Below are 21,904 nucleotides of genomic sequence, written 5' to 3'. Positions count from 1 at the left end.
GAGCACCTCCAGGCCCCACGGCATGACCGCCGCATCACGAGTTGCTACGTGGACTGAGTGCCAGCGTCCCACGTCACGAACGTCAGCCTCGGGCCGGAGCGGCGCCCTCGGCGAGGTGTGCAACTCCGGCCCTGAAAGCCCGAGATCAGTTGTAGACGTTGAATTCTGCGACTGACCACCAGCTACGCGCAACACTGCCAGTATTGCCCTTCGTCACCGGTTCGAGGATGGCAACGCACTCAACGTGATGCGTCATCGGGAAGGCATGGAAGTCACACCGCCTGGACGTTGCGCCTCAGAAAGCTAAGACCGCTCGCAAGATGCAGATACGCGAGCGCCGCACCAAGCTCTGCCGATCACACTTACTGCCTGTATGGCCGCGGAAGGTTGATCACCATGGGGCGAACGTGAATTGCGCCCGCCTGTGAGAGGCTCGCCGCTTGGTCCTGCAGATCGACGCGGAGCGTGTCAAGCTGGAGTTTTTTCGCCTGGGTCTTACGGCTGTCACCCGTGGCATTCCAGAGCTCGATCGGATACCAGCCGACGATGTAGATGCCCGCATCCGTTCCTGCTTCCGGCAGATACCGGCCCGCCAACTGTTCCGCTTGAGCCGTCGGAACTTCGTCGTTCCAGGAGCCCTTGACCTCAATGACCAGCTTTACGGACCCGCTTGAAGCGATGTTGGGGTCGTCACCCGGTGAGGGCATCGCTTCGACGAGAAGGTCAGTGCGGTCGCCCGCCCCGTATGGATCGGTGGGATGGATCAGCACCTCCCGGTTGACCGCGACACGGTGGCCGGCCAGCCGCAGAGTCAGCTCGTGTGTGAGGTACGCGCACAAGGCTGCTTCGGGTTTGGGGCGCCAGACATCAGGGATGACTGGGTTTTCTGCGGACGGCTTTCGAGGGCTCTTGCCCGGTGTACGGTCCCAGAGCAGTTCGCAGTGCGAGGGAAGCGCCCGGCTCACCTCCTCAAGGGCCTCCTGCACCACGTCCAAGAGGTCTGTGCTGGTGCGGATGACGCGCCGCTTTGGGTCCTGCAGGAGCCGTATCACGTCCTCTGTGCGCACCTGACTCCAACTCGCAGCGGCATGTTGCTTGGTCGCCGCGACGAGTGCTGCGGCAATAGCCAGTCGACTGGGGTACAGGGTCGCAAGTTGGCGCAGTTGATGAACTGCCTCTGCGGTGGCTCGCCGGCTTAGCTCAGGGAGTAGGCGATCTCTCCATTCTCGGGCTTGTTCATCATCAGTGATCCAGCGAGCGCCGCGAAGAGGCTGGTCCTCCTCAGGGTCGTACAAGCCACTGAGCCACAGGTACAAGTCGGCAACGAGAGCCTCGCTCAGGGAGCTTTGGATACGCTCCGTCTCGGTCCTGGCGCATGCTTCGGCCAGTCTGCGGCCGAGCTCAGGGTCGGTTGCCGCGAACCTCTTGGCTCGTGGCCAGTGCGCCTCGGCGTCCGCGGTCAGTAGGGCCTGGGCGGCGAGGACAGCAGCTCGTGCGGCAAGCGGAGTTTCCCGGGGCCCGTCGATACTGGCGTCAATGATGCCGTGCACCATTTGGCTGTCGGTGGTGAGAAGAGTGGCCAGGATTCTGTGCCAGGTCCGCAGCGCGGCCTCACGTGCCTCATCACTGTCGGGCAAGCGTGCGGGGTGGTCTTCGCTCGCTGCTGAGCCTGCCAGGGCCTTATCCGCCGCCTCGGGCACGAGCCCGAGACAGGTGGACAGTTCAGTGGCGAGGTGCTCCAAGCACGTACGCAGTTCCGCAGCCCAGCGCGGATCAACCGCATTGAGCTCGATGGGCTGTTGGCCTGCCGTCAGCGCTGCTCGGGCTGCCTGGGTAACGCGATGGGCCACGGACTCAGGTGCATGACGGGCTGCCAAGCGCAGCAGGTCCACCCGAACGGGTTCCGTGTAGCTCGTCGACATGCCCAGATACTCGGTGAGTATCGCGGCTGCCCAAAAGCTCCACACCCGCGCGGGAAGTTCGAGCAGGCGGCCTGTTCGGTGCAGCTCTGTGAGAAGGGCATATCCGGCCCAGGAGCACTTGTTGCGACGGGCGTGCGGGAGCCAGGAATCCGCACGGTCATGCTCGGTGGTGAGATAGCGGAGAGCGAGCTCAGGCAAGTCCGACAGATCGTCGCCGAGAGCTACGGCAGTTGGCCAGGTTGAGATGGCGCCCGCCGCATCCTGCACGAACCTCCCCGTCTGCGGGTCCACGCGCAGACCCCACAGGAATTGCCACAGACTGTCGTTGTCGCCGGCCCTGGCTTCAGCGAGGCGCCGCGCCGTCTCGGCCAAGAACTCCGCTGCTTCCGGCCAATGCGAGTTCTCAGCGCTGTAGTTGCGGCGCAACGCCCGAGCAAGGTGACTGTCGATAGGGATGGCCGCGTAGAAGGAGCGCAGATACGGCCAGGCCGGGTGCGTATTGTCGTAAGCCAGTTCGAACGCATGGAGGTCGTCCGAGGGGAACGTGCAGGAGGCCAGCTCGCCGTACACCTGGAGGGCCGCCCCATCACCGGACGCCGCCGCCTCGACAGTCTGCTCCAAAAGCCACGGGAAGTCGTCCCTATCGACAAGCTGATGACGGATCGCTGGCTCCGGCGCCGAGGATGCGTCGAGCCGCACCGACGGGCGTCGTTCCCAGTCGTACGCGATCTGGCAGGCCGCCATGCGCGCATCGAGCCCTGTCCGGACAGCCTCTGTGACAAAAGCTTGGGTCAGAAGCCTCCGTAGTGACCGGGTCTCGGGCGTCTCGTGCCCGTGCTCATCAGGTTGCAAGCAGTCAGGCATCTGGACCTTGTGGTGGTCGTGGAAGAGGCTGAAAATGATCTTCGCCAAGGTGTCCGCGTGCTGAGCCGCGTCCGGAGTCTCGAGCGCTCGGCCGATCACCCCGTTGATCAGTGAGATCTCGAAGCGATCGTGCGAGAAGACATAGCCACTATCCGGTCGGCAGACTATTTCGGACACCCAAGCGAGAAGATCGGGCAGATCCTCGTCCCTGCACTCCGCTGGCATGTTCCTCAAGAAGTGGGCGTAGTTGCCGTACAGGTCCGGGGACGGCGGGCGAAGGGCGCCCAGCATCGTCGCCGCGTCCAAATGGTGCGGCCATAGCAGGCTCAGTAGCGTGCCCCGAAGCTCATGGTCGGGATCCACCCGCTCGACATAGGACAGATCGGATAGGGAGTCGAGCACCTCGACGAAAACTGGCACGGCACGGCCCAGGTCGCAGGCGAACGCGGCGCGCGCCGCCAAACGACGCTCCGTTTGATGCCACGTGTCGTTCCTCACCAACGCCAGCAGCGCATCGGCCAACCTGGGGTGAGCGGTGCCGGCCTCCTGCGCCAGCTGGATCGCCAGGCGGGTTCGCGCCGTGGACTGCCAGTTGGCCGCACCTTCGGCAGGGTTGGTCTCCAGGACGTCGGCGAGCTGGTCAGCGAGCGAAGGATGGCGCAGGTCCCAACGGGACAGCTGCCATCGCGTGTCTCCCAGTTCGACCTGCGCCGCACGTTCCAGCAGCCTGCTTACGGTGAGCCGGCGGACCTCGTCGGAACGCACAAGTGCGCTGTGCACCGCCAGGCTTTCGGGATCGGCGGTAGCCAGCCAGCCGCTGGCAGAGTGGTTCATGGCCACCAGCCAGGCCGCGGTCTCCCGCAGCGGTGCTGGAATGGTCGCCGTCTCTCCGTCCGGTGCGCCTATCAGGAACAGATTCTCCAGCTGTCGCTGCGTGGTCTTCCGATCCGTCAGGTACCGGGCTGCGAGGTAGGCCGCTACGGAAGAGTGGCGGAATGCCGCCCTGCCGTTGTCCGGCGCTGTGAACAGCGCGGTTGCCAAGCATTCTTCGACCACTTGGGGCGTAACCTCGAACGGTCCAGCGGCGGTCCGCTCCCTTCCCCCCGCCAGTACGTCGCCCGGCAGATCGTAGGTTCCAGCCTCGAACGTGGCCCCACGCCACACGGTCCGATGGCCTGACAGCAGCATCCACGCGGCGATGCGTCCCGCCACCGTCAGGCGCTGAAGGACCGTGGTGATCAGCGCTTTCTTGAGTCGGTGAGGGTCGGGGTCTTCAGCGAGCCGTGCCACTCCGCGTGCAAACAACTCTTCTGGCCGCCCGTGCAGCTGGCCGTCAGCCCGATAGGTCAGGACCAGCAATTCCAATGTCAGCGGTACGCCGGCCAGCACAGCGGCGCCGGCCGCCTCAGCTGCCTCCACCAGCTCTTTTCCCGGCACGCCGGCGCTGTCAGCCAACGTCACAGCCTCCGTGCGACTCAACGGGGCCAGATCGACGCATCGGCACGCACCGAAAGCCTCGGCCAGCACAGACGTCAGCACCGCCGGATAGTCGGCCGTGCGGCAGGCCATGAGGAACCGAATCCGGCTGGTATCCCGGCCGCTCAGCGACCTTCTCAACCACCTCGACAGACGCGGCAGAAGTGGGCTCTCGTCAGCCTGGTCCAGGACTACCGTCAGCACTCCAGCACCCCCGGCAGCGTCTCCTTCCGAAGGCAAGGAGACAAGATGGCATCCAAGCTCCTCCTGATAGGAGTGCTCGGTGAGATCCCCACCTATCACCCAAAGGCACGCATCGGAGTCTCCGCTCCAGGTGTCGAAGACACGGGGCAACCCATTGGTGAGCTGCTTCAGCACGGAAGTCTTCCCAGCGCCCGGCTCTCCCAACACGACCATGGCCCCTGCCGCTGCGACGACAGCGGGAAGCGCCAAGGCTCCCTGACGAAGTCGCCCTGCATCCATGACCACGTCATCATCGTCCGCTCGGAACGCTTCGGCGGCCTGCACGATCAGATCTTCAGCAGCGACACGCTCACCCCGCACCCTGCACACCCGAGGGACATGAAAGCCGAACACATAACCTGCCACTCCCTCATTCTCTCAGCGCACACTGACAGGCGCCCCCGTCGCCCCTTCGCTCACCAAGCGCGAACGCGCGACCAAGCGCTGAGCCGCGACGACGGAGGCAGTGCACAAAATCATCGTCGGGCTGTGCACGGCGAACAGCGCCTTGCGATCAACCTCTCCACAGGCGGAGTCCCTCCAGCCGCCCGTCGGCAGCCGACGGAAACAACACCCCAGCAATGATCGGCCAGCGGCGGTGACCTAGGCGCAGCCGCGAGCGCGGCCAGACCATGCCGAACGTCTCCGCCACGGAGGAAGACCCCGGACACGGGTCGACCATCTAGGGAGGCGCGCATGCATGTACTGCGTCATTTGGGCGAGTGGCCCAGCCCACATCCCGCACACGGACGGTGCCTCCGTCGGGCGCCCAGCAAGGCAGACAACCGACGGCGCATCTGCTTTTAGGCCGCTTCCCAGAGACCGGCGTCCAGGATTCGAGCAGCCTTGGTAATGCTCCCCGGCATCAGATGCCGGTAGGTGCGGTACGTCTCCTCAATGGATTTGTGCCCCATCCATTCCGCTACGTCGGTGATGGGTATGCCGTTTCCAAGAGCGTTCGATGCAAAGTAGTGCCGGAAGCTGTACATGCCGACACCGTCCGCCGCAGGAAGTTCCTCGAAGAGCCGCTGCACACGTCGGCGTTCCATTGGCTCCGTGTAGTACCCGCTGGGGCCACGCAGCAAGTAGCCATCCTTCGTGGTTCCGTGCTGCTCCGCGTAGCGCTCCATCGCCTCCCGCACCGAGCGCGGCAGCGGAACTTCCCTGAACTCGCCTGCCTTGCGATGCTTCAGCTTTGCTGGCTTGTGCGTGTTCGAGTGGATCTGCTCGTGCACGCGGTATACGTCGTCCGCAACGACGTTGTTTACGTTCACCGCCCGAGCCTCGCCATTACGCAGGCCGCAGCCCGCCATGATGATGATCTCGAGCGCAAGATCCTCATCGGCGACCGTCAGCGCCTTCTTCACGTAGTCGAGAGAGGGGATGACAACCAACTCACGTATGTACTCCGGCTCCTGAACCCCCCTGACAGGATCATCCGCCATGGCGCCCTTTCCGTAAGCGTCACGGAGAATGGCCTTGAGGGTGCGGAATATGTTGACCTGATTTCCGCGGCCGACGCCGTCGGATTCCAGCTCGTCCAAAAAGCGATCGACCACGATCGGCGTAACGGAGTTCACCTTGCGCGATCCGAGCCGAGGAACGATGTGCACATTGATCGAGCTGTCGACATGCTCGCCTGTCGAGTACTCCGTCATTTTGCGCTGTCGGGGTCGCCACTGCTTCGCGTATTCCTCGACCGTCAGCTGCCCTAGCTCCCGCCGCGCCTCGGCGACTGATGGCGCTGTATTCTTCTTCTCGGCGTAGAGCTGCGTGAGGCGCTCGATAGCGTCGTCCTGCGTGCCGTATCCGGACTCCTCGCGCTGCTTGCCCAGCGCGTCCCTGAACCGAATCGTGTACGGGTGCGGGCAACGGGTTGGCTTGGCGCAGTCGCAGTCCTTGAAGAAGGACCCCATGCCGCGGGCGAGCTGTCGGGCCACGTCGAACCTTCCGAATGGGAGCGAGAACCATGCACAGGCGCTGCGCAGAGGGCGGAAGGTCAGCAAGCGGAGACAGAGCTGCGCCGCATGCTGACCTTTGCTGCCCTGAGGGGCTTCCATCATGCCCTTGACCTGCGCGAACGTCCAAATGCTAGATCTCGGACTTGATCAAAGTTCGCAGCACTTTAGACGTCGTTTCTTATGGCGTGATCGTTCGTTGAACCGTGGCATGACGGATCTCGTTGAGCGGCTGGTACCGGATGAGTTGTGGGTGTTGTTCAGGCGAGTGGTGCCGCCAACGGTGGTGATACGCCCGCAGGGCGGTGGTCGACGTCGGGCAGGTGACCGTGAAGCCCTGGCCGCGATCATCTTCGTGGCGACGTCGGGCTGCACGTGGCGGCAGCTGCCGCCGGTGTTCGGCCCCGCCTGGCCCACGGTCTACCGCCGGTTCGCCCAGTGGAGCCGGGACCGTGTCTGGGCCCGGCTCTACCGCGTGATCCTCGACGAACTCGGGGCGCGGGGCGAGCTGGACTGGTCGCGGTGCGCGATCGACTCCGTCAGTCTGCGGGCTGCAAAAGGGGGCCGTTGACGGGACCGAATCCGACCGACCGCGGCAAGCTTGGATCGAAGATCCACCTGATCTGTGACCGGAATGGACTGCCGCTGTCTCTGGGCATCTCCGGCGCGAACATGCACGACAGCCAGGGCCTGGAGCCGCTCGTGCGCGGCATCCCGCCCATCCGGTCCCGCCGTGGGCCCCGGCGTCGGCGGCCGGCGAAGCTGCACGCGGACAAGGGCTACGACTACGACCACCTGCGTCGATGGCTCGGTCGGCGGGGCATCCGCCATCGCATCGCTCGCAAGGGCATCGAGTCCTCGCAGCGGCTGGGCCGACATCGCTGGGTGGTCGAAAGAACGGTGTCCTGGCTGGCCGGCTGCCGTCGTCTCCACCGGCGGTACGAGCGCAAGGCCGAACACTTCCTCGCCTTCGTCGGCATAGCCGCAGCCCTCATCGGCCACCGCCGGTTAACGCCCCTACTCACGGCCTGAGCCGGTCCTGCTGCACATCGAAGCAGACCAGCCCCATGGACTCCGCCACCGCTGCCGCGTAGGCCGACGCCTCCTCGGCCATGCTCCACCGCATGGGGAAATAGATCAGAGGACCACTGGCCTCGCCGATCAGCGGGCCGGTCGACCAAGGCGAGGTGTCCTCCTCGTCCTCGGTGAGGTCGCACCACCGCTCAAGCAGCGCAGCCACGTAGGCTGCGATGCGTTCGGAGGGAGGCTCCTCCACCTCGCCGTCGATGTAGCGGTCGTACAGGTCGCTGAAGACCTGGCCAGCGGTCTTGTCATCCGCCGGCCTCTCGCCTTCCCAGACAGCAAGGTCGTAACTCATGTCCCGGAGACTCCCACATCGCACCGACACCCACCTGGCCGGTCGACGGCACGAGCCTATGCCAAAGGAAACGACGTCTTAGACTCCTAGAAGACGGCTCCCCGCCAGCTTTCTGCAGGTCAGGGGCGTCGTTCACTGTGCATGGGCATGCCTTCAACTCGAAGACCCTCAACAACATCGTGCGCCGTGATGAGCGGGCTTCTCACCTGCACAATCTGCGCGAAAGAAGCTGCCGCGAAGCCGTCGACCAGGAGCATGTACGCCAGACTGTCCCGGCCTAATGCTGACTGGATGCTGACTTACCTGATGATTTGTCATGTAAGTCGAGAGGTTTAGGTCAAGTGGCGAATTGGGGTCAGCGGCGGTGAGGTAGTGAACCCGGGCCGACCAGCACGCTCCTCCACTGCACGACCGAGCGCTTCCGTATCATTTCGCCTCTTCGCCATGCCCAAGGTGCATGACAAAGTCTCGGATGACGACGGTTGCAGGCGCCCGTTCGGCCAGGACTTCCAGCAGATCGGGGCGGATCACGACGGAACAGCCGGTCATTCGCGGCCAGGCGAGGTGGTAGGAACTCGTCTCGTACTCGGTGCGCCAACAGATAAGCCCGAGGGCCAACCCGTGGTCGTCCTCTAGGGTCAAGGGGGCCCCGGGCCGCAGGTGCAGCGCGGCAGGGAGCCACCAGCCTGGTGTGAGCGTGAGGTCGGGTAGTCCCAGACCATGAGCGGCATCCCCGGCCGCAACCATGTCGCGGTCGACACCGAGCAGCGGGAAGGTGACCTGTGGAAGTCCCAGAGGTAGCTGCGCCGGCCCTTCGGTCCATTCAATGAGGTCACCGTCCGAGAACGGCGGGGCGTCCGGGGTCTCATGGCCCCCGCGCGCAGTTACCTCCGGGCCCGAGAGCCTGAAGCTGACCGCGTCGGTCGTCCGTCTGTGCAATGACAGGAACCTGCGCTTCTCCACGGAAGCGAGGATGTACCAGCCATGGAGTGGCTGGCCGCTCAGGACGTCCGCTTCCGCCAAAGGCCGTATGGAGATGGTCTCCGCGGTTATGCCAGCCATTGAATTGCCGGGATCGTCCGGACCTGGCGGAGTCGGGAGGCCGGGGCGCGGCCAGCGCGCCGCCTCGAAGGCCAGGGGAACAATCGGGCTGTCCGCCAGTGCGGTGGCCAGTTGGTCTTCCCAGGTTCGCGGATCGGACACGCCCAGACCGTTCGAGAGCCGGTGAGCGCGGCTACCTGCTGCCGTTCTCTGAACCGCTTCTTCGACCGCCTCCTCAGTGGCGAGGTAGGCATCCGGCGGTAGTTGTTCGTCGGCGCTTCGGTAGGCGCGGAGCTGAGTCCTGTACCTGTCTTTCGTATGCTCACTGCCCAGCCTGCGGCGGGCATCGGCCAGGACCGCTCGGATCAGCCCCGGCTGCAGCTGCTCAGCTTCGTACAGCCGTGCGCTGGCCACTTCTTGTACCAGCCCTTCCAGCGCCTGATCGTTTCGGTCGCCTTCCTGCCCGGAGGACGTCCACAGGCGGACTGGGGGCTGCAACGCGTCCGGATCGGAAGGCGCCATGGGGACGTTCGCCGCCTTGATGAGCAGCCGACGGGCAAGGGCCCGGACAGTGAGCAGAGGTCCTTGGGCCAGCGCTCCGAGCGCGTCCTGGCAGTGCTCCAAGACGGCCCGGCTGGCTGGCCCTTGCTCCTCGAGGAGACACAGCAGCCAGGTCAGCGTCGCGGGATCAGACGCATGCTCAAGTGCCAGCGCCACGGCGGGTGCTGCTGTGTGCGGGCGCAGTGAGACGAGAGCCCGAGCGGCGATCATCGATCGCCGCTTGGCCTCGCGTCCCGCATGGGCCAGTCCCGCCAGTGCCGCGGTCGCGAAGGCGCCGTCCAGATCTCCGTGTACGGCCGCGCCGGTGTCCCGGTCGGGGGCGTTGTAGGGGTAATCGGGCTCGTCGCTGACGTGGACCCGAGGCGCCCGGCTCTCAATGACCGCCGCCGCTTCGTCCCAAAGCGCGAACCCTAGATCAAGGGAGCTGTGCCCGGGCAGGCCGACGGCCTGGCGGGCGAAGGCATAGATCAGCGCCTGTGTGACACCGTGTGTGCCGTATCGGCCGGTGCTCACGATGGCTTCTGCCTCTTCGGCGACGACGCGGAAGGTGAGGGCCGGATCGATCTGCGCGGCTCTGCTCAGGGCGTCGAGGGACGTCTCCCCGCCGAAGTTCAGCCACCCGCCCCACCCGCGCGTCCGCACCCAGGTCAGCGCGTACGCTTCGGCGGCCAGGCCGTCCTGGCCGTTCCGTTCGAGTCCCTGCGCGAGCTGGCGCAGGAGGAGGGGCCCGTCACGGAAGTCGAACGGTCCAGCGACGGCCCTCAGGACTTGTAGAGCTTCGTCGGCACGTCCTTCGTCGGCGAGGCTGAGCAGCCGATAACCAACGAGGTTTGTCATGCGGTCGAGGGCCTGCTGCGGTGTACCTGCCTCGTAAGGTCGCTGGCGCCATTCCCTCAGTGCTCGGATCAGACCGACAGGGCCAGGGGGCAGGGGTAGCAGCACCATACCGGCCAGCAAGTCCCCGGCCGTGGGTGGCCGCGCCGGTTGCGGTGAGCCGCTCCGACTTCGGGATTCCTCTGCGACCTGTAGGCCGGGAAGGGGCTCGATGCTCGGCGCACCGGCACTTTCGGTCACAGCGTTGAGCGCAGCGACCCGTCGCTCATCTGACGCCTTCGTCTCGCCACCGTCGGACGAGTCGTAGCGCGCAGGCCGCTCGTCCGCCCGGCTCAGTGCACAGCGGAGCAGCTGCGATACGCCGTCCGGGATCGAAGGACGGAACGTCTGGACCAGCCGGTCCAGCACCGCCGCGTCCCCTTCCAGGAGCGGACTATCCAGGGTGAGGCGGAGTGCCGTTGCCGCGACCGGATCCGCCTCTTCCTTCCAGCTGTCCCAGAGATTCTCCCGCGCGCCTTGGAGGAGATCATTGGGAGCGTTGCAGTCGCCGAGAAGCCCGGTGGCAGTCAGTCGGGCGAGGGCCGCAGGATCTGCCCCGGCCAGTGTCCTCCACCACTCCCGCCGTGCGGCGAAGGTCTCTTTGCCGTCGGTGTGCAGGGGCAGGCGTTCGCACAGTGGCTGGAGCTGCGCCACCCGCGCCCTGCCCCGCGCCGGATCGGCGGCGACGAGAGCGAGCAGCGGGTCCAGGACCTCGTAGACCGTGATGTCCTTGTGCCAGCCGTAGGCCACTAGGAAGCGGCAGGCTTCCAGCCAGCGTGCCTCCGCACCGGCAAGTTCACCTGCGGCGAGGGCGAGCCGCGCGCGGGTGAGAAGGTACCTGGCCAGGTCGCTGTAGTAGCGTCCGCCGACCTGCTGCTCGAACTCGCTGTGGATGGCTTCGTCCACACTGGCCCGCCGTGCAGGCGTCGCCTGCTCGACGGCGATCGAGAGCAGTAGGTCGGCGGGCAGCGGACCGCCCAGTTCACCGCGCAGAGTGGTGCTGATCCCCCGGCTGACGTGGGTGAGCTTCTCCCATGCCTGCGGCCAATCATCGTCGGACACGTGCACGACCGCCCGGCCCACCGTCCCCTCGATGAGCGGGTGTATCGCGTAGAGGTCGCACGCACGCGGTTTTCCGGCGAAGGGCCTGAGATCTCCGGTCAGGAGTCCGATGGCTTCCACCGCCAGGCCGGACCGGAGGTCCACACTGGCGGATTCTGCGCGTACGAGGGCGATCGCGAACCGCAGCCAGCAGGGATACCAGCCCGGCCCCTGGACGTGCGCCTCCGCCGCGTCCAGCACCAAGGGGTCGGCTACTGCCGCGACCGCCAGCGCGTCGAGCCACCGGGCGACGGCCTCCGGATCCCAGCGGACGCTTTCCTGCTGTACCTCGCGGGTGAGGGAGAGCAGCACGTCGCGCCGGGCCTGGGGACTGTCCCCCGCCAGGTCTCCGCACAGGTCGTCCGCAGCGACCCCCAGCGCCAGCAGCCGGTGCACCGTTCCCGGCAGTTGTCCCGAGGCGGCGGCCTTCCGGGCCCAGTGCGCTGCGCTGCCGGGCTGTCCGGGGACCGCACCGGCAGCAATGTGCTCGGCGAGGGAGAGACACACCGGGCCGCCTGCTGTGAGTCGCGGTAGTAGGCCGGTGACGGCATCGGTTTCCACGGTGTCGAGCAGTGCCTTCACAACGGCGTCGGCCGCTGGCTGGTCACCGTTCTCATCGAGCCACTGGGCGATGGTGTCCAGCGACACCGGTGCGCTGAGTTTGTCCTGCCCGGGCACCTCCTCCTCTGTCCCCCGGTATGCCGCGGACAGTCGCAGCCGGCCGCGCAGCCAGGCCAGACTGACGGCCCGGTCGGAGTCTTCTCCGTAGGAGGTGTTGTCGGATTCGTCCTCGTGCTGAAATGCCGTCATGTATTCGCGCCAGGGCGCCACGGCACCTGCGGCATCAAGAGCCACGCACATTTGCAGGCCCACCCGGGCGGGCATTACGGTCCGTCCGTCGTACAGGAGCCGGTCCGCCATGGTCTGAGCCCCGAGCAACGCGATGGGCACGTCGGCGAAGTCCAGCAGCACCGAGTCGAAGCGCTCACCCTCGTAAGTCTGCGCAGCCCGGGCCAGCTCGACGCAGCGCACGACGAGCGGCCAGTTTCCCGATCGGGCGGCGCAGCGCAGCCCGGTGGCCAGGTTGTCCCTGATCGCCGAGGCCGGGAATGCGGCAGAGACGGCGCGGGCGACGAAGTCCCGCCCGATGTGGCTGAGCACCTCGGTGTCGCGCCCGGCCTCGGCGAGGATCCGCAGAAGCCGTCGGAAGGCCCTCGGGTCCTCGAACAGTCCCCTGCCGGACAGCCATGTAGCGATCAGCGCCAGCGTCGACTGCAGGGCATCAGGATGGTCCTCGTATCCGAGGCGTAGGTAGCGGGCGAACGACTCGTGGTACACCCGTACCTCACCCTGTCCGGTCCGCTCGGAGAGCACCGGGGCCAGGACCTTCAGCGCACGATCGATCCGGTGTCCCCGGTCCGGGACGATCTGCCCGAGTTCCTCGCGAGTGACCGGCATGCCGAGCAGGGCGATGATGTCCGCGACGACATCGGCTTCGGCACCGAGGGTCTCGTAGAGGTGGGCGTAGTAGTCCTCCAGTGAATCGCGGTACGAGGGAAGCGCCCTCACGGTTGCCGCAGCGTCCGCAATCGTCTCTGGGCGCAGGGCAACCTCACGGCAGAGGTACGTCGTGTACAGGGCGTTTCCACCTGAGCGTTCCTGTAGCGCGTCGAGGAAGTCCGTGACTTCCCGGCCGTCGGTCAGCAGCGCCTCGGCCTGGCCGCCTCCTTTCGACAGGACGAGCCCGAGCCGCTCGGCTATGCCACGTAGTTCTTCCTGCGCGAGCGGCGGTACGGCGACGGTGGCAGCCCCTGCCTGTCTGAGGGGGTCGAGGTGAGTCCCGGGCTGGCTGAGTACGATGAGTACGCTGCCAGCCGGGAGCGGCAGCGAGCTGAGTACCTCGGCAAGGGTCAGGGACGGGTCCGCTCTCCTGGTCCTCCCGCCGTGTACGCGGGTGACGTGATCTAGTCCGTCCACGACGAGCGCCACTCTCCGGACGGGATTCTTGCGCAGGGCCGTCGCCACCGCGTTCGCCAGGGCCTCCTCATCGGCGGCGAAGCGCGGGCGCTGGTCGTGGACGAGACTCGGCTCCGCCTCGGCCAGCCGGCCGAGCAGGCTACCGAAGACCGACTCGGTCATCACCCGGGTCAGCTGATCACCGTCTGCGTCACCCAGGTAGCAATAGTGTTCGGCGACCAGCCATCCGTCACGCGTGAGCTGTTCGACCAGTTGCTGGCACGCCCAGGACTTCCCTTGCCCCGGCGGGCCAGTAACCAGCAACACGTTCCCGTCGGATGCGGCGGTCCCGGCGGCTTCCACCAGGGCACCGACCGCGCCCGGCCGAGCCACTTCCATGGTCCGGTCAACGGGATGCGCACGTAGGACAGCGCCGAAGTCCTGGCGCAGCTGTGCCCGGCGCAGCAGCTCCTGCGAAGTGACCTTGATGCCCCGCTGACGGGCCGCCCGGACCGTGCGGATCAGCGCCTCGGCCACGTCAACTGCCGAGCGCCCTTCGTTGGGGTGGATCCCCGCACCGAGTTCACCGCGCACACGCTGGAGGAGGAGTTGCTCAGCTGGCCCCGGCCGCTGGAGATCCATCGTCATAGGCGGCGCAGCGAGCTCCACAACAAGGTGCTCGCATAGCCATTCCAGATCCTCCTTGGAGACGGCCATGTCACCTTCAGCCAGGAACCCGAAGACGTTCCCTGCCTTGCGCCTGCCCCGCGCTGGCAGCTCGACCCCCTGCCAGATGGCCTCGGCGTCGAACCGTAGGAGAGTGGTGTTCATGCCCGCCAGGAACGGCACGTCAGACGCGCGTGCTGGCACCATGACCGCGCGTAGTACGGCATCGTCCGGTGGTGCGTCCCGCATCACGATGCGCAACCGGATCATACGAGCGGATGCCCCCGGGCCGTCGCGGTCGGCGACGGCGGCTGCCACGAGGCGATCCAGCCTCAGCCCACGGCCGTCCGAAGTGAACGTCTCGTAAGCGAGGGGGTGATCGTCGTTGTCCGAGTGCTTGAACTGGGTCCGCTCGCGGCATCCGTCCGCCCCGATGACCGTGAGATCGTCGAAACGGTCGTCCGGCACTAGTTTCTCGTCAACGTGCACGGCGACGATCCCGCCCAGCGGCAGATCCACCACACGACACGCTTCTAGCAGGTCCTGGTACTCATACCCGCGATGCGCGGCAGTCAGATCACCCATGTCCTGTGCATTGTCTCGGGTTGGGCGCCTATAGGAGGGAAAACGAGAGCGATACTCCCCTCTGAACAAGCGACGAGGCGCAGGTATGGCGCATGGAGTGCGGCAGGTGGTGTGGGGCGGGCTGCGGCTCGCCGTCGCTGCCGAAGTAGCAGGCGCCGTCGAGGGCCAGCCACCAGCCAGCCTGTCAGCGCCAGTTGCCGTCGTTGAGGCGGCGGCCGGCCCGGCCCTTGGTGATGGTGGTGAAGATCAGCGCATCACCGTCGGGCCGGTGGAAGTGGCGTTCGAACGCCCTTGGTCGTGGGCTCGACGCATTCCACATGATGCGTCATCGGAAGCAGATCGAATTTGGGGGCAGTCGATCAGACTGCCAGCTCGGTGACCTCCTACGCCTCCCCGCCGCACTCCACCCGAGAGCTCAGCTGGTCGAGACCTGCCCCTGCCGTCCTTGATGCATCCAGGCGATGACGTCGAACACACGCAGGACGCCGATGTCCTCACCGATCCCCGCCTTGTCGCGGAGACAGGCCAACTGATCGTAGAAGGCACCGTTGTCCGCCTGCAGGGCCGCAGCCAGCGCTGCCCAGAAGGAGTGGTCTGTCTTCGGTCGCTCAAAGAGCTGCTTGATGCGGATGTCGTAGATGGGGATGAGGTGGGGACGCTTGCGGGCCAGCACTTTGCCTGCGACAACCGGTCCACTGCCGTCGGGCTTGCCGGGGTACTGCTTGGTGCCGGCCAGGCGTTCCCACAATTCCCACGCCGGTCCGCCCTCCGCTATGAGCGCATCGCTTCGAGGATCCTCCAGACGTGCGTCACGAGGGATGAGCGACAGCAGGCGCGCCCAGTGCCCGTCGGGGTCGGTCAGCAAGTTGATCGCCCCATGTGGCTCCAGGGACACACTGAGCGTGGTGATGGCCACCAGGTCGTTGCCGTCGAAACGGTCCGCGACGTGCTCGGCGTCCCCGCCCCCGCCCAGGCGCTCGAAGCACGCGCCGGAATAAAACAGGTCGCCGCATGAGCGTCGTCGGGTGAAGTACTCACCCAGCAGGCTCACAGCCTTCTCGTCGTCCCAGTAGATATCCGGAATCTTCAACTCGATCACCCGAAGCCCCCAACTCCCACGCCACCAGTGATGTGTCGGTGGACGGTACACCAGCTGAGACCCTGCGGTGGCTCGAGCGGAAACCCGGCCAACACTCGCGCCTGTGCTCCACCGCATTTCGGGTTGGCTTCTGGCACCTGGTCCAGGCGTGGGCTCTGGTCCTGTTGGCGTCTGAGAGCTGGCAGGAAATGCCGTTCGCCCATGTTCCGGTCATGAGGACCTCTGACCCTCTGTCACCATCCTCCGCGTCTCGGGAGCACCTCAGTCCCTTCAGGTCGGGCCCCGAGGCCCGACCTAAGACGATAGATTTGGGCTCCTTGTTCGACGCCGTGCCACGGTCGCCGGTGACGCTGACGAAGAGTGAAGGGAACGTGGGCCGAGTGCACCAAGTGGCTGTCGAGGAAGCCCTGGAGGGGCTGGCCGCCGCTTCCGCGAACTTCGGCTTTCTGCTGCCGCTGGAGCCCCTCCTACTGGTGTACGGCGCGGGTGCTGAGGCCGACGCGCATGCCCGCCCGAAACGGTCCCTCGCCCAGGCCCGGCAGTTTGCGGAGGTCCTAACCGCGGAGTCCGTCCGGCTGCTCGGTCCGGATTCCACCGATGGCCCGGTGCTCCGTGCGCTGGCCGAACTGCGCCGCTCCGGCGCCCCCACACCAGACGGGGAGGCCGGACCGGACGACCGGTCCCGTGCCCAACGTCTCGTACGCCACTGCTTCGACTTGGGCGTCTGGTACTTCCGGCTGCGGACCGGAGTGCGTGACGCGCTCTCCTTCGTCCCGCCGGCCGAATGGGACGACACCCCGACGAGCTCACCGCGCCGCCACGTGGCCATATGGGAACCGGTGACCGACCTGGCCACCCGGGTCGCCCTGCTCGACGAGTACGTCCCCGGGCTGCGGCGGACCTTCGACCGGCGTACGCCCACCGAGACGGCCACCCGCGCGTCCCTGGAGGCACGTTCGGCCCTCCTGGAGGCGGAGTGGTGCGTCGCGGACCTGCTGACCGAGGCGGGATGGGCCGTACGGGATGATTCTGACGGGCCGCACGAGCTACTGGTGCGGGGGGTTGCGGTGCGGGGCGCGGCGCAACCGGACCGGGCAGCGGGAGCAGACTACGTGCTCCGCGTCGACGGCCGGCCGGTGGGCACCGTTGAGGTGCAGCCGCGCGGCAAGGATCTACGGGCTGCGCTGGCCCGGCCCGGTGAGGCTGGCACCCCGTCGACGGCGTCCGCGGAGCGGCGGATGCACTACACCTACGTCACCGACGGCGTCCGGGTGCTGTTTCGGAACGGGGATGACCCCGAGCCGCGCTTCCGGGAGATCTTCAGCTTCCACCAGCCGGATACCGTGGCCCGCTGGCTGCGGGAGGCCGTGGCCGATCCCCAGGCGCCGACCTTTCAGGGCCGCGTGCGCCGCCGTCTTCCCGACCTCGATGAGGACGGCTATGCCCAGAGGTTTCTCCGGTCGTGGCAGTACGACGCGGTGCGGGAGTTCGAGAACTCGCTGCGCCGGGGCGAGCGCCGGGCCATGGTGCAGATCGCCTTGGGGGGTGGCCGGGTGGTCACGGCCGTCACCGCGGCCTACCGCCTGCTGCGGTACGCCCGGGCCCGCCGAATTCTATTTCTAGTTGACCGGGTGGACCTCGAAAGGCAGGCACTGGCGACCTTCGCGGCGTACTCGGGTCCTGACGAAGACGGTCGGAAGTTCACCGAGTCATATCGGTTAGAGCGGCTGAACTCGGACTCCGTGCCATCCAAGGAGGTCGTTGTGAGCACCGTGCAGCGGCTCCACAAGGTCCTGACCGGGGGCAAACCGGCGTCCGGAGTCCGCTACCGCGCCGATCTACCCCCCGAGTTCTTCGACCTCATTATCGCCGACGACTGTCACCGGTCCGTGTCCTCCCGATGGCGCGCGCTGTTCGATTACTTCGACGCGCCGGTGCTCGGCCTGACGGCTACCCCGACGGACCAGGCGCTGAAGGTCTTCCAGGGCAATCTGGTCAGCTCCTACACCTTCGCGGACGCCGTCGCCGATGGCGGAGCCGTGGACATCACCATCTACCGCATTGGCGACCTCGCCACGCGACCGGAGTGGGCGGCCAACACCCTGGAGGAGTTGGACCTCGACGCGAAGGAGACCCTCGGTCACCGTCGCTCCGTGGTGAGCAGCCAAGCGCTCTACACCGCGCTGACGGCGTTCAAAGAGGGGTTGCCGTCGATGTTCCCCGAGCGGGAGTGGCTCGGTTCCGAGGATGTGGCGCTGCCCAAGACAGTGGTCTACGCGGCCGACGACCGACATGCGGACGAGGTGGTCGACGCGCTGCGCGCGGTGTTTGGGCAGGGGCCTGACTTTTGCCAGAAGGTGAAACTCAAGGGCGGGTCACCGCACCTGTGGCTCTCGCAGTTCCGTAACACAGTCGAACTGCGGGTCATCGTCGTGGTGGGCCTGCTCACCGGTGCCGACATCCCCGCCGTCGAATGCCTCTTGTTCCTGCAGGACGTCAAGTCCTCAAATCGGTACTTCCAGATGCTTGCGGTGGGGACGCGCCCTATCGCGTCGGCGGAACTGCGGGCGGTCACCCCCGGCGCGTCGGCCAAAACCCACTGCGTGGTCGTGGATCCGGTCGACGTCACACGGCACCATGCTGGTCAATCTTCCACAATGAGGAAGCGAGGGCGAGACAAGGACGCGTACGAGGCGCTGGCCGCAGCCGCGACGGTCGACGACGCCGAGGTCTTGGAGCGTTGGCGGTCCTTCCTTCGGGCGGACAACGGCCCGGCGCGGGAGCTGATCACCGGGACAAGAGCCCTGACTGAGGGGGACGTTCAGATGCTTCGCTCATGGGCCGAGTCTCTGGCGCGACCGCCGCATAGCCTGACAGCGGAGCGGATTTGGAGCGCGTACGAACGCGCTGGTGTCACCGTGTCGGATCCCCGGCGACCGCGGACACCGAAGGGGCCCGTGGACCTCCTTGCCCTCGTGCGGTACGAAGCGGACCTGGAGCCGCGCCCGCGCCCCTACCGCGACCAGGTCTTCGCACGGCTCGACGCGTGGATCGACCACCAGGAGCGCCGGGGACGGTCCTTCGACTCCGACCAGGTCTGGTGGATGGAGCACATCGCGGACAGCACGGCGGCCGGCGGACACTTCGCCGCCGCATCTCTCGACGCCGTTCCCTTCACTCTCAGGGGCGGCACGTCGGGCTTCCTGCGCGCCTTCGGCGAGCAGGGTGCGGTCCGCCTGCTGGACGAGCTGCGGAGTGTGCTGGCGTGAGGGCGGGACTGCCGTCCGGCTGGACCGAGGTTCCGCTGGGCGAACTGCTGCGCGAGCCGCTGGCGGCGGGCCGGTCCGGTCAGGCCGTCCCGGGAGGGGTGCCCGTCCTCCGCCTGTCCGCGCTGCGGTCGGCGACGGCCGACCTCGCCGAGTCCCGGGAAGGTCCGTGGGCCTCGGCAGCGGAAGCGGAAGCGGCCGACCGTCTGATCCGGCCGGGCGACATCCTAATGAGCCGCAATGGCGGGCCGGGGGCGCCTATCGGGCGGGCCGCCTTGGTCCGCGAGACCACCGGGCCCACGACGTACCCCGGCACCATGGTGCGGGTCAGGGTCCACGAGCGGTTGATCGACCCTGAGTACCTGGTGTTTGCGTGGGCGTCCGGTGCCGTACGGCGCCAGATCGAGTCATCCGTGCGTCAGGGCGCCGGCATGGGGCACATCGCGGCACGAGATCTGGAACGGGTTCGGCTGCCACTGCCCCCACGGTCAGAGCAGGAGCGGATCAAGACCTCTCTCGCCTTCTGGTTCGCCCGGGTTGACGAGGAGGAAGCCGCCGTCCGCGACATCCTGCGGCAGGTGGAAGACCTCCGCGCCCTCGTGATCGACCGGGACGCCTTCGGCCGCACCACGAATGGGCCGCACGCGGACTCGGAGTCCTCCGGAGGCGCCCACCGCGCTCCCCTACCCGCCCTCCCCGAGGGATGGCGATGGGTAACCCTCGGCGAGCTGGCCGAAGTCGTACGCGGGCCCGTGGCGAACAGCCGGCGTGCCGACGACCCGCACGAGGTCAAGGTGAGGTCCGTGCGCCCGGCCGAGCTCCGGGGCGAGCGCTGGGCACACGAGCGGATGTCGACGGTGCGGCTGGACGCCCGTAGAGCGGAGGCGACCCGGTTGAGCCCCGGGGACGTCCTTTTTGTGCTGAGCGGACAGCCCGACAGCCTCGGCTTCGCCCGGGTGTGGGAACAGGACTCCTCACATCGCACGTACGTACCGAACCACCACGTGGCACGGGTCCGAATGGCCGGGGACACCCTGCACCCCCGGCTGCTCGCCCTGTACGCGAACGGGCCCGGCCGAAGCTGGCTACGGCACGCCGCACGGAACACAGTCGGCCTAGCCTCCCTGGGCCTCGACCAGCTGCGGCAGACCCCCGTACCCGTGCCTCCACTCGCCGAACAAGGCACACTCCTCGCCTCCTTGGAGGCGTGGAACAGCGGACTCACCTCCGTCACGGCTTCGGCCGAGGAAGCCTTGGCAATGGCGGACCGGCTGCGCGACGGCTGCCGGGAGCAGGCCCTCGCGGGCAGGCTGCCCCACGGCGCAGCGCCGAGTAGCGAGAACGACGTACGACTCAAGGGAGCAGTGACCGTGCCGCCGACGACGCCCGCCCGACGGCCCGTCAACCGACCTTCCGAGGTGGAGCTCCAGGCCGAGCACCTTTGGTCCTCCTTCCCGCCACTGAGCAACGACGGCCTAACAGCCTTGGAGTACGGCGAGCAGGTGACATACCTGCTCTTCCTCAAGACGGCGCAGGAGTTGCGGCGCCGACCCCTCAACCGCGTCGACGTCCTGAGGCGCGACGCCTGGGACGAGCTCTCGCTGCACGAGGGCACGGAACTGATCCAGCACTATGGCGCCCTGCTGGCGGAGCTTGGCGAGCGCGGCGGCGTAGTCGGCCGCATCTTCCACAAGGCCCAGAATCGCCTCCGCCGCCCAGTGCACCTCCAGAATCTGATTCAACAGGTCGGTGAGAGGCTCCCGTGGTGGGACGAGCGGCCAGAGTGGCGCGCCCCGGTCTTCGACGCGTTCCTCGCCCGGTGCGCTCAAGACCACCGAACCGCCGCAGGCCAGTACTTCACCCACCGGGAGCTGATCGACGCCATCGTCGCGTGCTGCCGTCCGACCGTCGAGGACATGATCGTGGACCCGGCCGCAGGCACCGGGGGATTTCTGGTGCGGTCCTTCGAGCACATCGCCCGGCACCTCCCGCCGGGCGTCCCGCCCGCCCAGCGAGAGAAGCTGGCCCACGGCGCGATCCGCGGGACGGAACTGGTGGACGCGACGGCGCGCCTCGCCACCATGAACCTGTTCTTGCACGGCGTCGAGCGCCTCGACGGCAACCGGGCGGCCATCGAGGTGCGGGACTCCCTCGCGGCAAGCCCCCGCCGCCGGGCCACACTCGTCCTCACTGATCCGCCCATGGGGCAGCGACGCTCAGTGACCTCGTCCACCGGCGCGTCCGACCTCAATGGCGCCGAGGAGCTAGCCCTCGCCCGGCCGGACTTCTGGGAGGCCACCAGCCATCAGCAGCTCAACTTCATCCAGCACGTCTACACCCTGCTGGAGATCGGCGGCCGGGCCGCCGTCGTCGTACCGGACGGCGTCCTTTTCATGAAGGGCGCCGGGGAACGGGTACGGAGACAGTTGCTGAAACAGTGCGACGTGCACACCCTGCTCCGCCTCCCCATCGGGTTCTCCGCAGGCTTCTCAGGGGTAAAGCTCAACGTCCTGTTCTTCGAGAAGGCCGCGGCCCGCCCCGACGGATCGCCGGCCACCCGCCACCTCTGGGTCTACGACGCGCGGACCGGACACACGGCCGTCGCCGATTCCCCGGGCTCCGCTCTCGACGCGTTCGTCGCCGCCTACCGGCCCGGGCACCCGCCCGAGACCCGCGCCGCGTCACCGGTGTTCAAGCCCTACTCCGTCGACGCGCTCCTCGCTACACCCGGAGCAAACCTCGACCTCTACGCCGACCTGCGCGAGGAGGAACCGGGAGAGGTTTCAGAGCCGCACCTGATCGCCCAGCAGATCTCCGAGCGGCTGGAGGACGCCTGGCGACGGTTCGCCAGGCTTGCGAAGGAACTCACGCCGCCGCGCGATGCCCGCACGTTCCGGGCCGGCTGAGGGAGGATC

General features: G+C 67.2%; 9 protein-coding genes. 3 read left to right on the top strand and 6 right to left on the bottom strand.

Features of this window, described 5'->3' with window-relative positions; translation table 11 throughout:
- Positions 1 to 362 precede the first annotated feature (362 nt).
- Together IE118_RS05775 and IE118_RS05770 are read right to left on the bottom strand one after the other, a co-directional pair.
- Positions 363 to 4,871, bottom strand: coding sequence for a hypothetical protein (locus IE118_RS05775; RefSeq protein ID WP_189556184.1), 4,509 nt, complete (start codon positions 4,869 to 4,871; stop codon positions 363 to 365).
- A gap of 437 nt (positions 4,872 to 5,308) precedes the next feature.
- Complete coding sequence (locus IE118_RS05770; protein ID WP_189556939.1) at positions 5,309 to 6,421, bottom strand: tyrosine-type recombinase/integrase; 1,113 nt, start codon at positions 6,419 to 6,421, stop codon at positions 5,309 to 5,311.
- 253 nt (positions 6,422 to 6,674) lie between these two features.
- On the opposite strand from IE118_RS05770, the gene IE118_RS05765 reads away from it, so the two are divergent.
- A protein-coding gene (locus tag IE118_RS05765) for an IS5 family transposase (RefSeq protein ID WP_189556183.1) occupies positions 6,675 to 7,495 on the top strand; the annotation gives its coding sequence in 2 pieces (ribosomal slippage) (positions 6,675 to 7,022 and positions 7,025 to 7,495; 819 coding nt in all).
- Here IE118_RS05765 and IE118_RS05760 read toward each other — a convergent pair.
- The 4 genes from IE118_RS05760 to IE118_RS05750 form a co-directional block, all read right to left on the bottom strand.
- Positions 7,485 to 7,841: a hypothetical protein gene (locus IE118_RS05760; protein WP_189556182.1), complete on the bottom strand. Its 357-nt coding sequence runs from the start codon at positions 7,839 to 7,841 to the stop codon at positions 7,485 to 7,487. The genes IE118_RS05765 and IE118_RS05760 overlap by 11 nt on opposite strands.
- 426 nt (positions 7,842 to 8,267) lie before the next feature.
- Entirely contained in the window at positions 8,268 to 14,624 is a 6,357-nt protein-coding gene (locus IE118_RS05755) for an ATP-binding protein (RefSeq protein ID WP_189556181.1), read from the bottom strand.
- A gap of 184 nt (positions 14,625 to 14,808) precedes the next feature.
- On the bottom strand, positions 14,809 to 14,943 hold the full coding sequence (locus tag IE118_RS34435; RefSeq protein WP_268248925.1) for a hypothetical protein: 135 nt from the start codon (positions 14,941 to 14,943) through the stop codon (positions 14,809 to 14,811).
- 96 nt (positions 14,944 to 15,039) lie between these two features.
- Positions 15,040 to 15,723 (bottom strand): DUF6308 family protein, encoded by a 684-nt coding sequence (locus IE118_RS05750; protein ID WP_189556180.1) that lies wholly within the window; start codon positions 15,721 to 15,723, stop codon positions 15,040 to 15,042.
- Between the two features lie 317 nt (positions 15,724 to 16,040).
- Here IE118_RS05750 and IE118_RS05745 point away from each other — a divergent pair, with 317 nt between their 5' ends.
- Positions 16,041 to 18,992 carry a type I restriction endonuclease subunit R gene (locus IE118_RS05745; RefSeq protein WP_189556179.1) on the top strand — a complete coding sequence of 984 codons (2,952 nt, stop codon included), beginning with the start codon at positions 16,041 to 16,043 and terminating at the stop codon, positions 18,990 to 18,992.
- Complete coding sequence (locus tag IE118_RS05740) at positions 18,989 to 21,895, top strand: N-6 DNA methylase (RefSeq protein ID WP_189556178.1); 2,907 nt, start codon at positions 18,989 to 18,991, stop codon at positions 21,893 to 21,895. Before IE118_RS05745 ends, IE118_RS05740 begins: the two co-directional genes overlap by 4 nt.
- Positions 21,896 to 21,904 lie beyond the last annotated feature (9 nt).

The organism is Streptomyces pilosus (assembly GCF_014649835.1).
Lineage (GTDB): Bacteria > Actinomycetota > Actinomycetes > Streptomycetales > Streptomycetaceae > Streptomyces > Streptomyces pilosus.
Note: the sequence above shows the minus strand (reverse complement) of the source record. Positions and strands in the feature narration are given on the sequence as shown.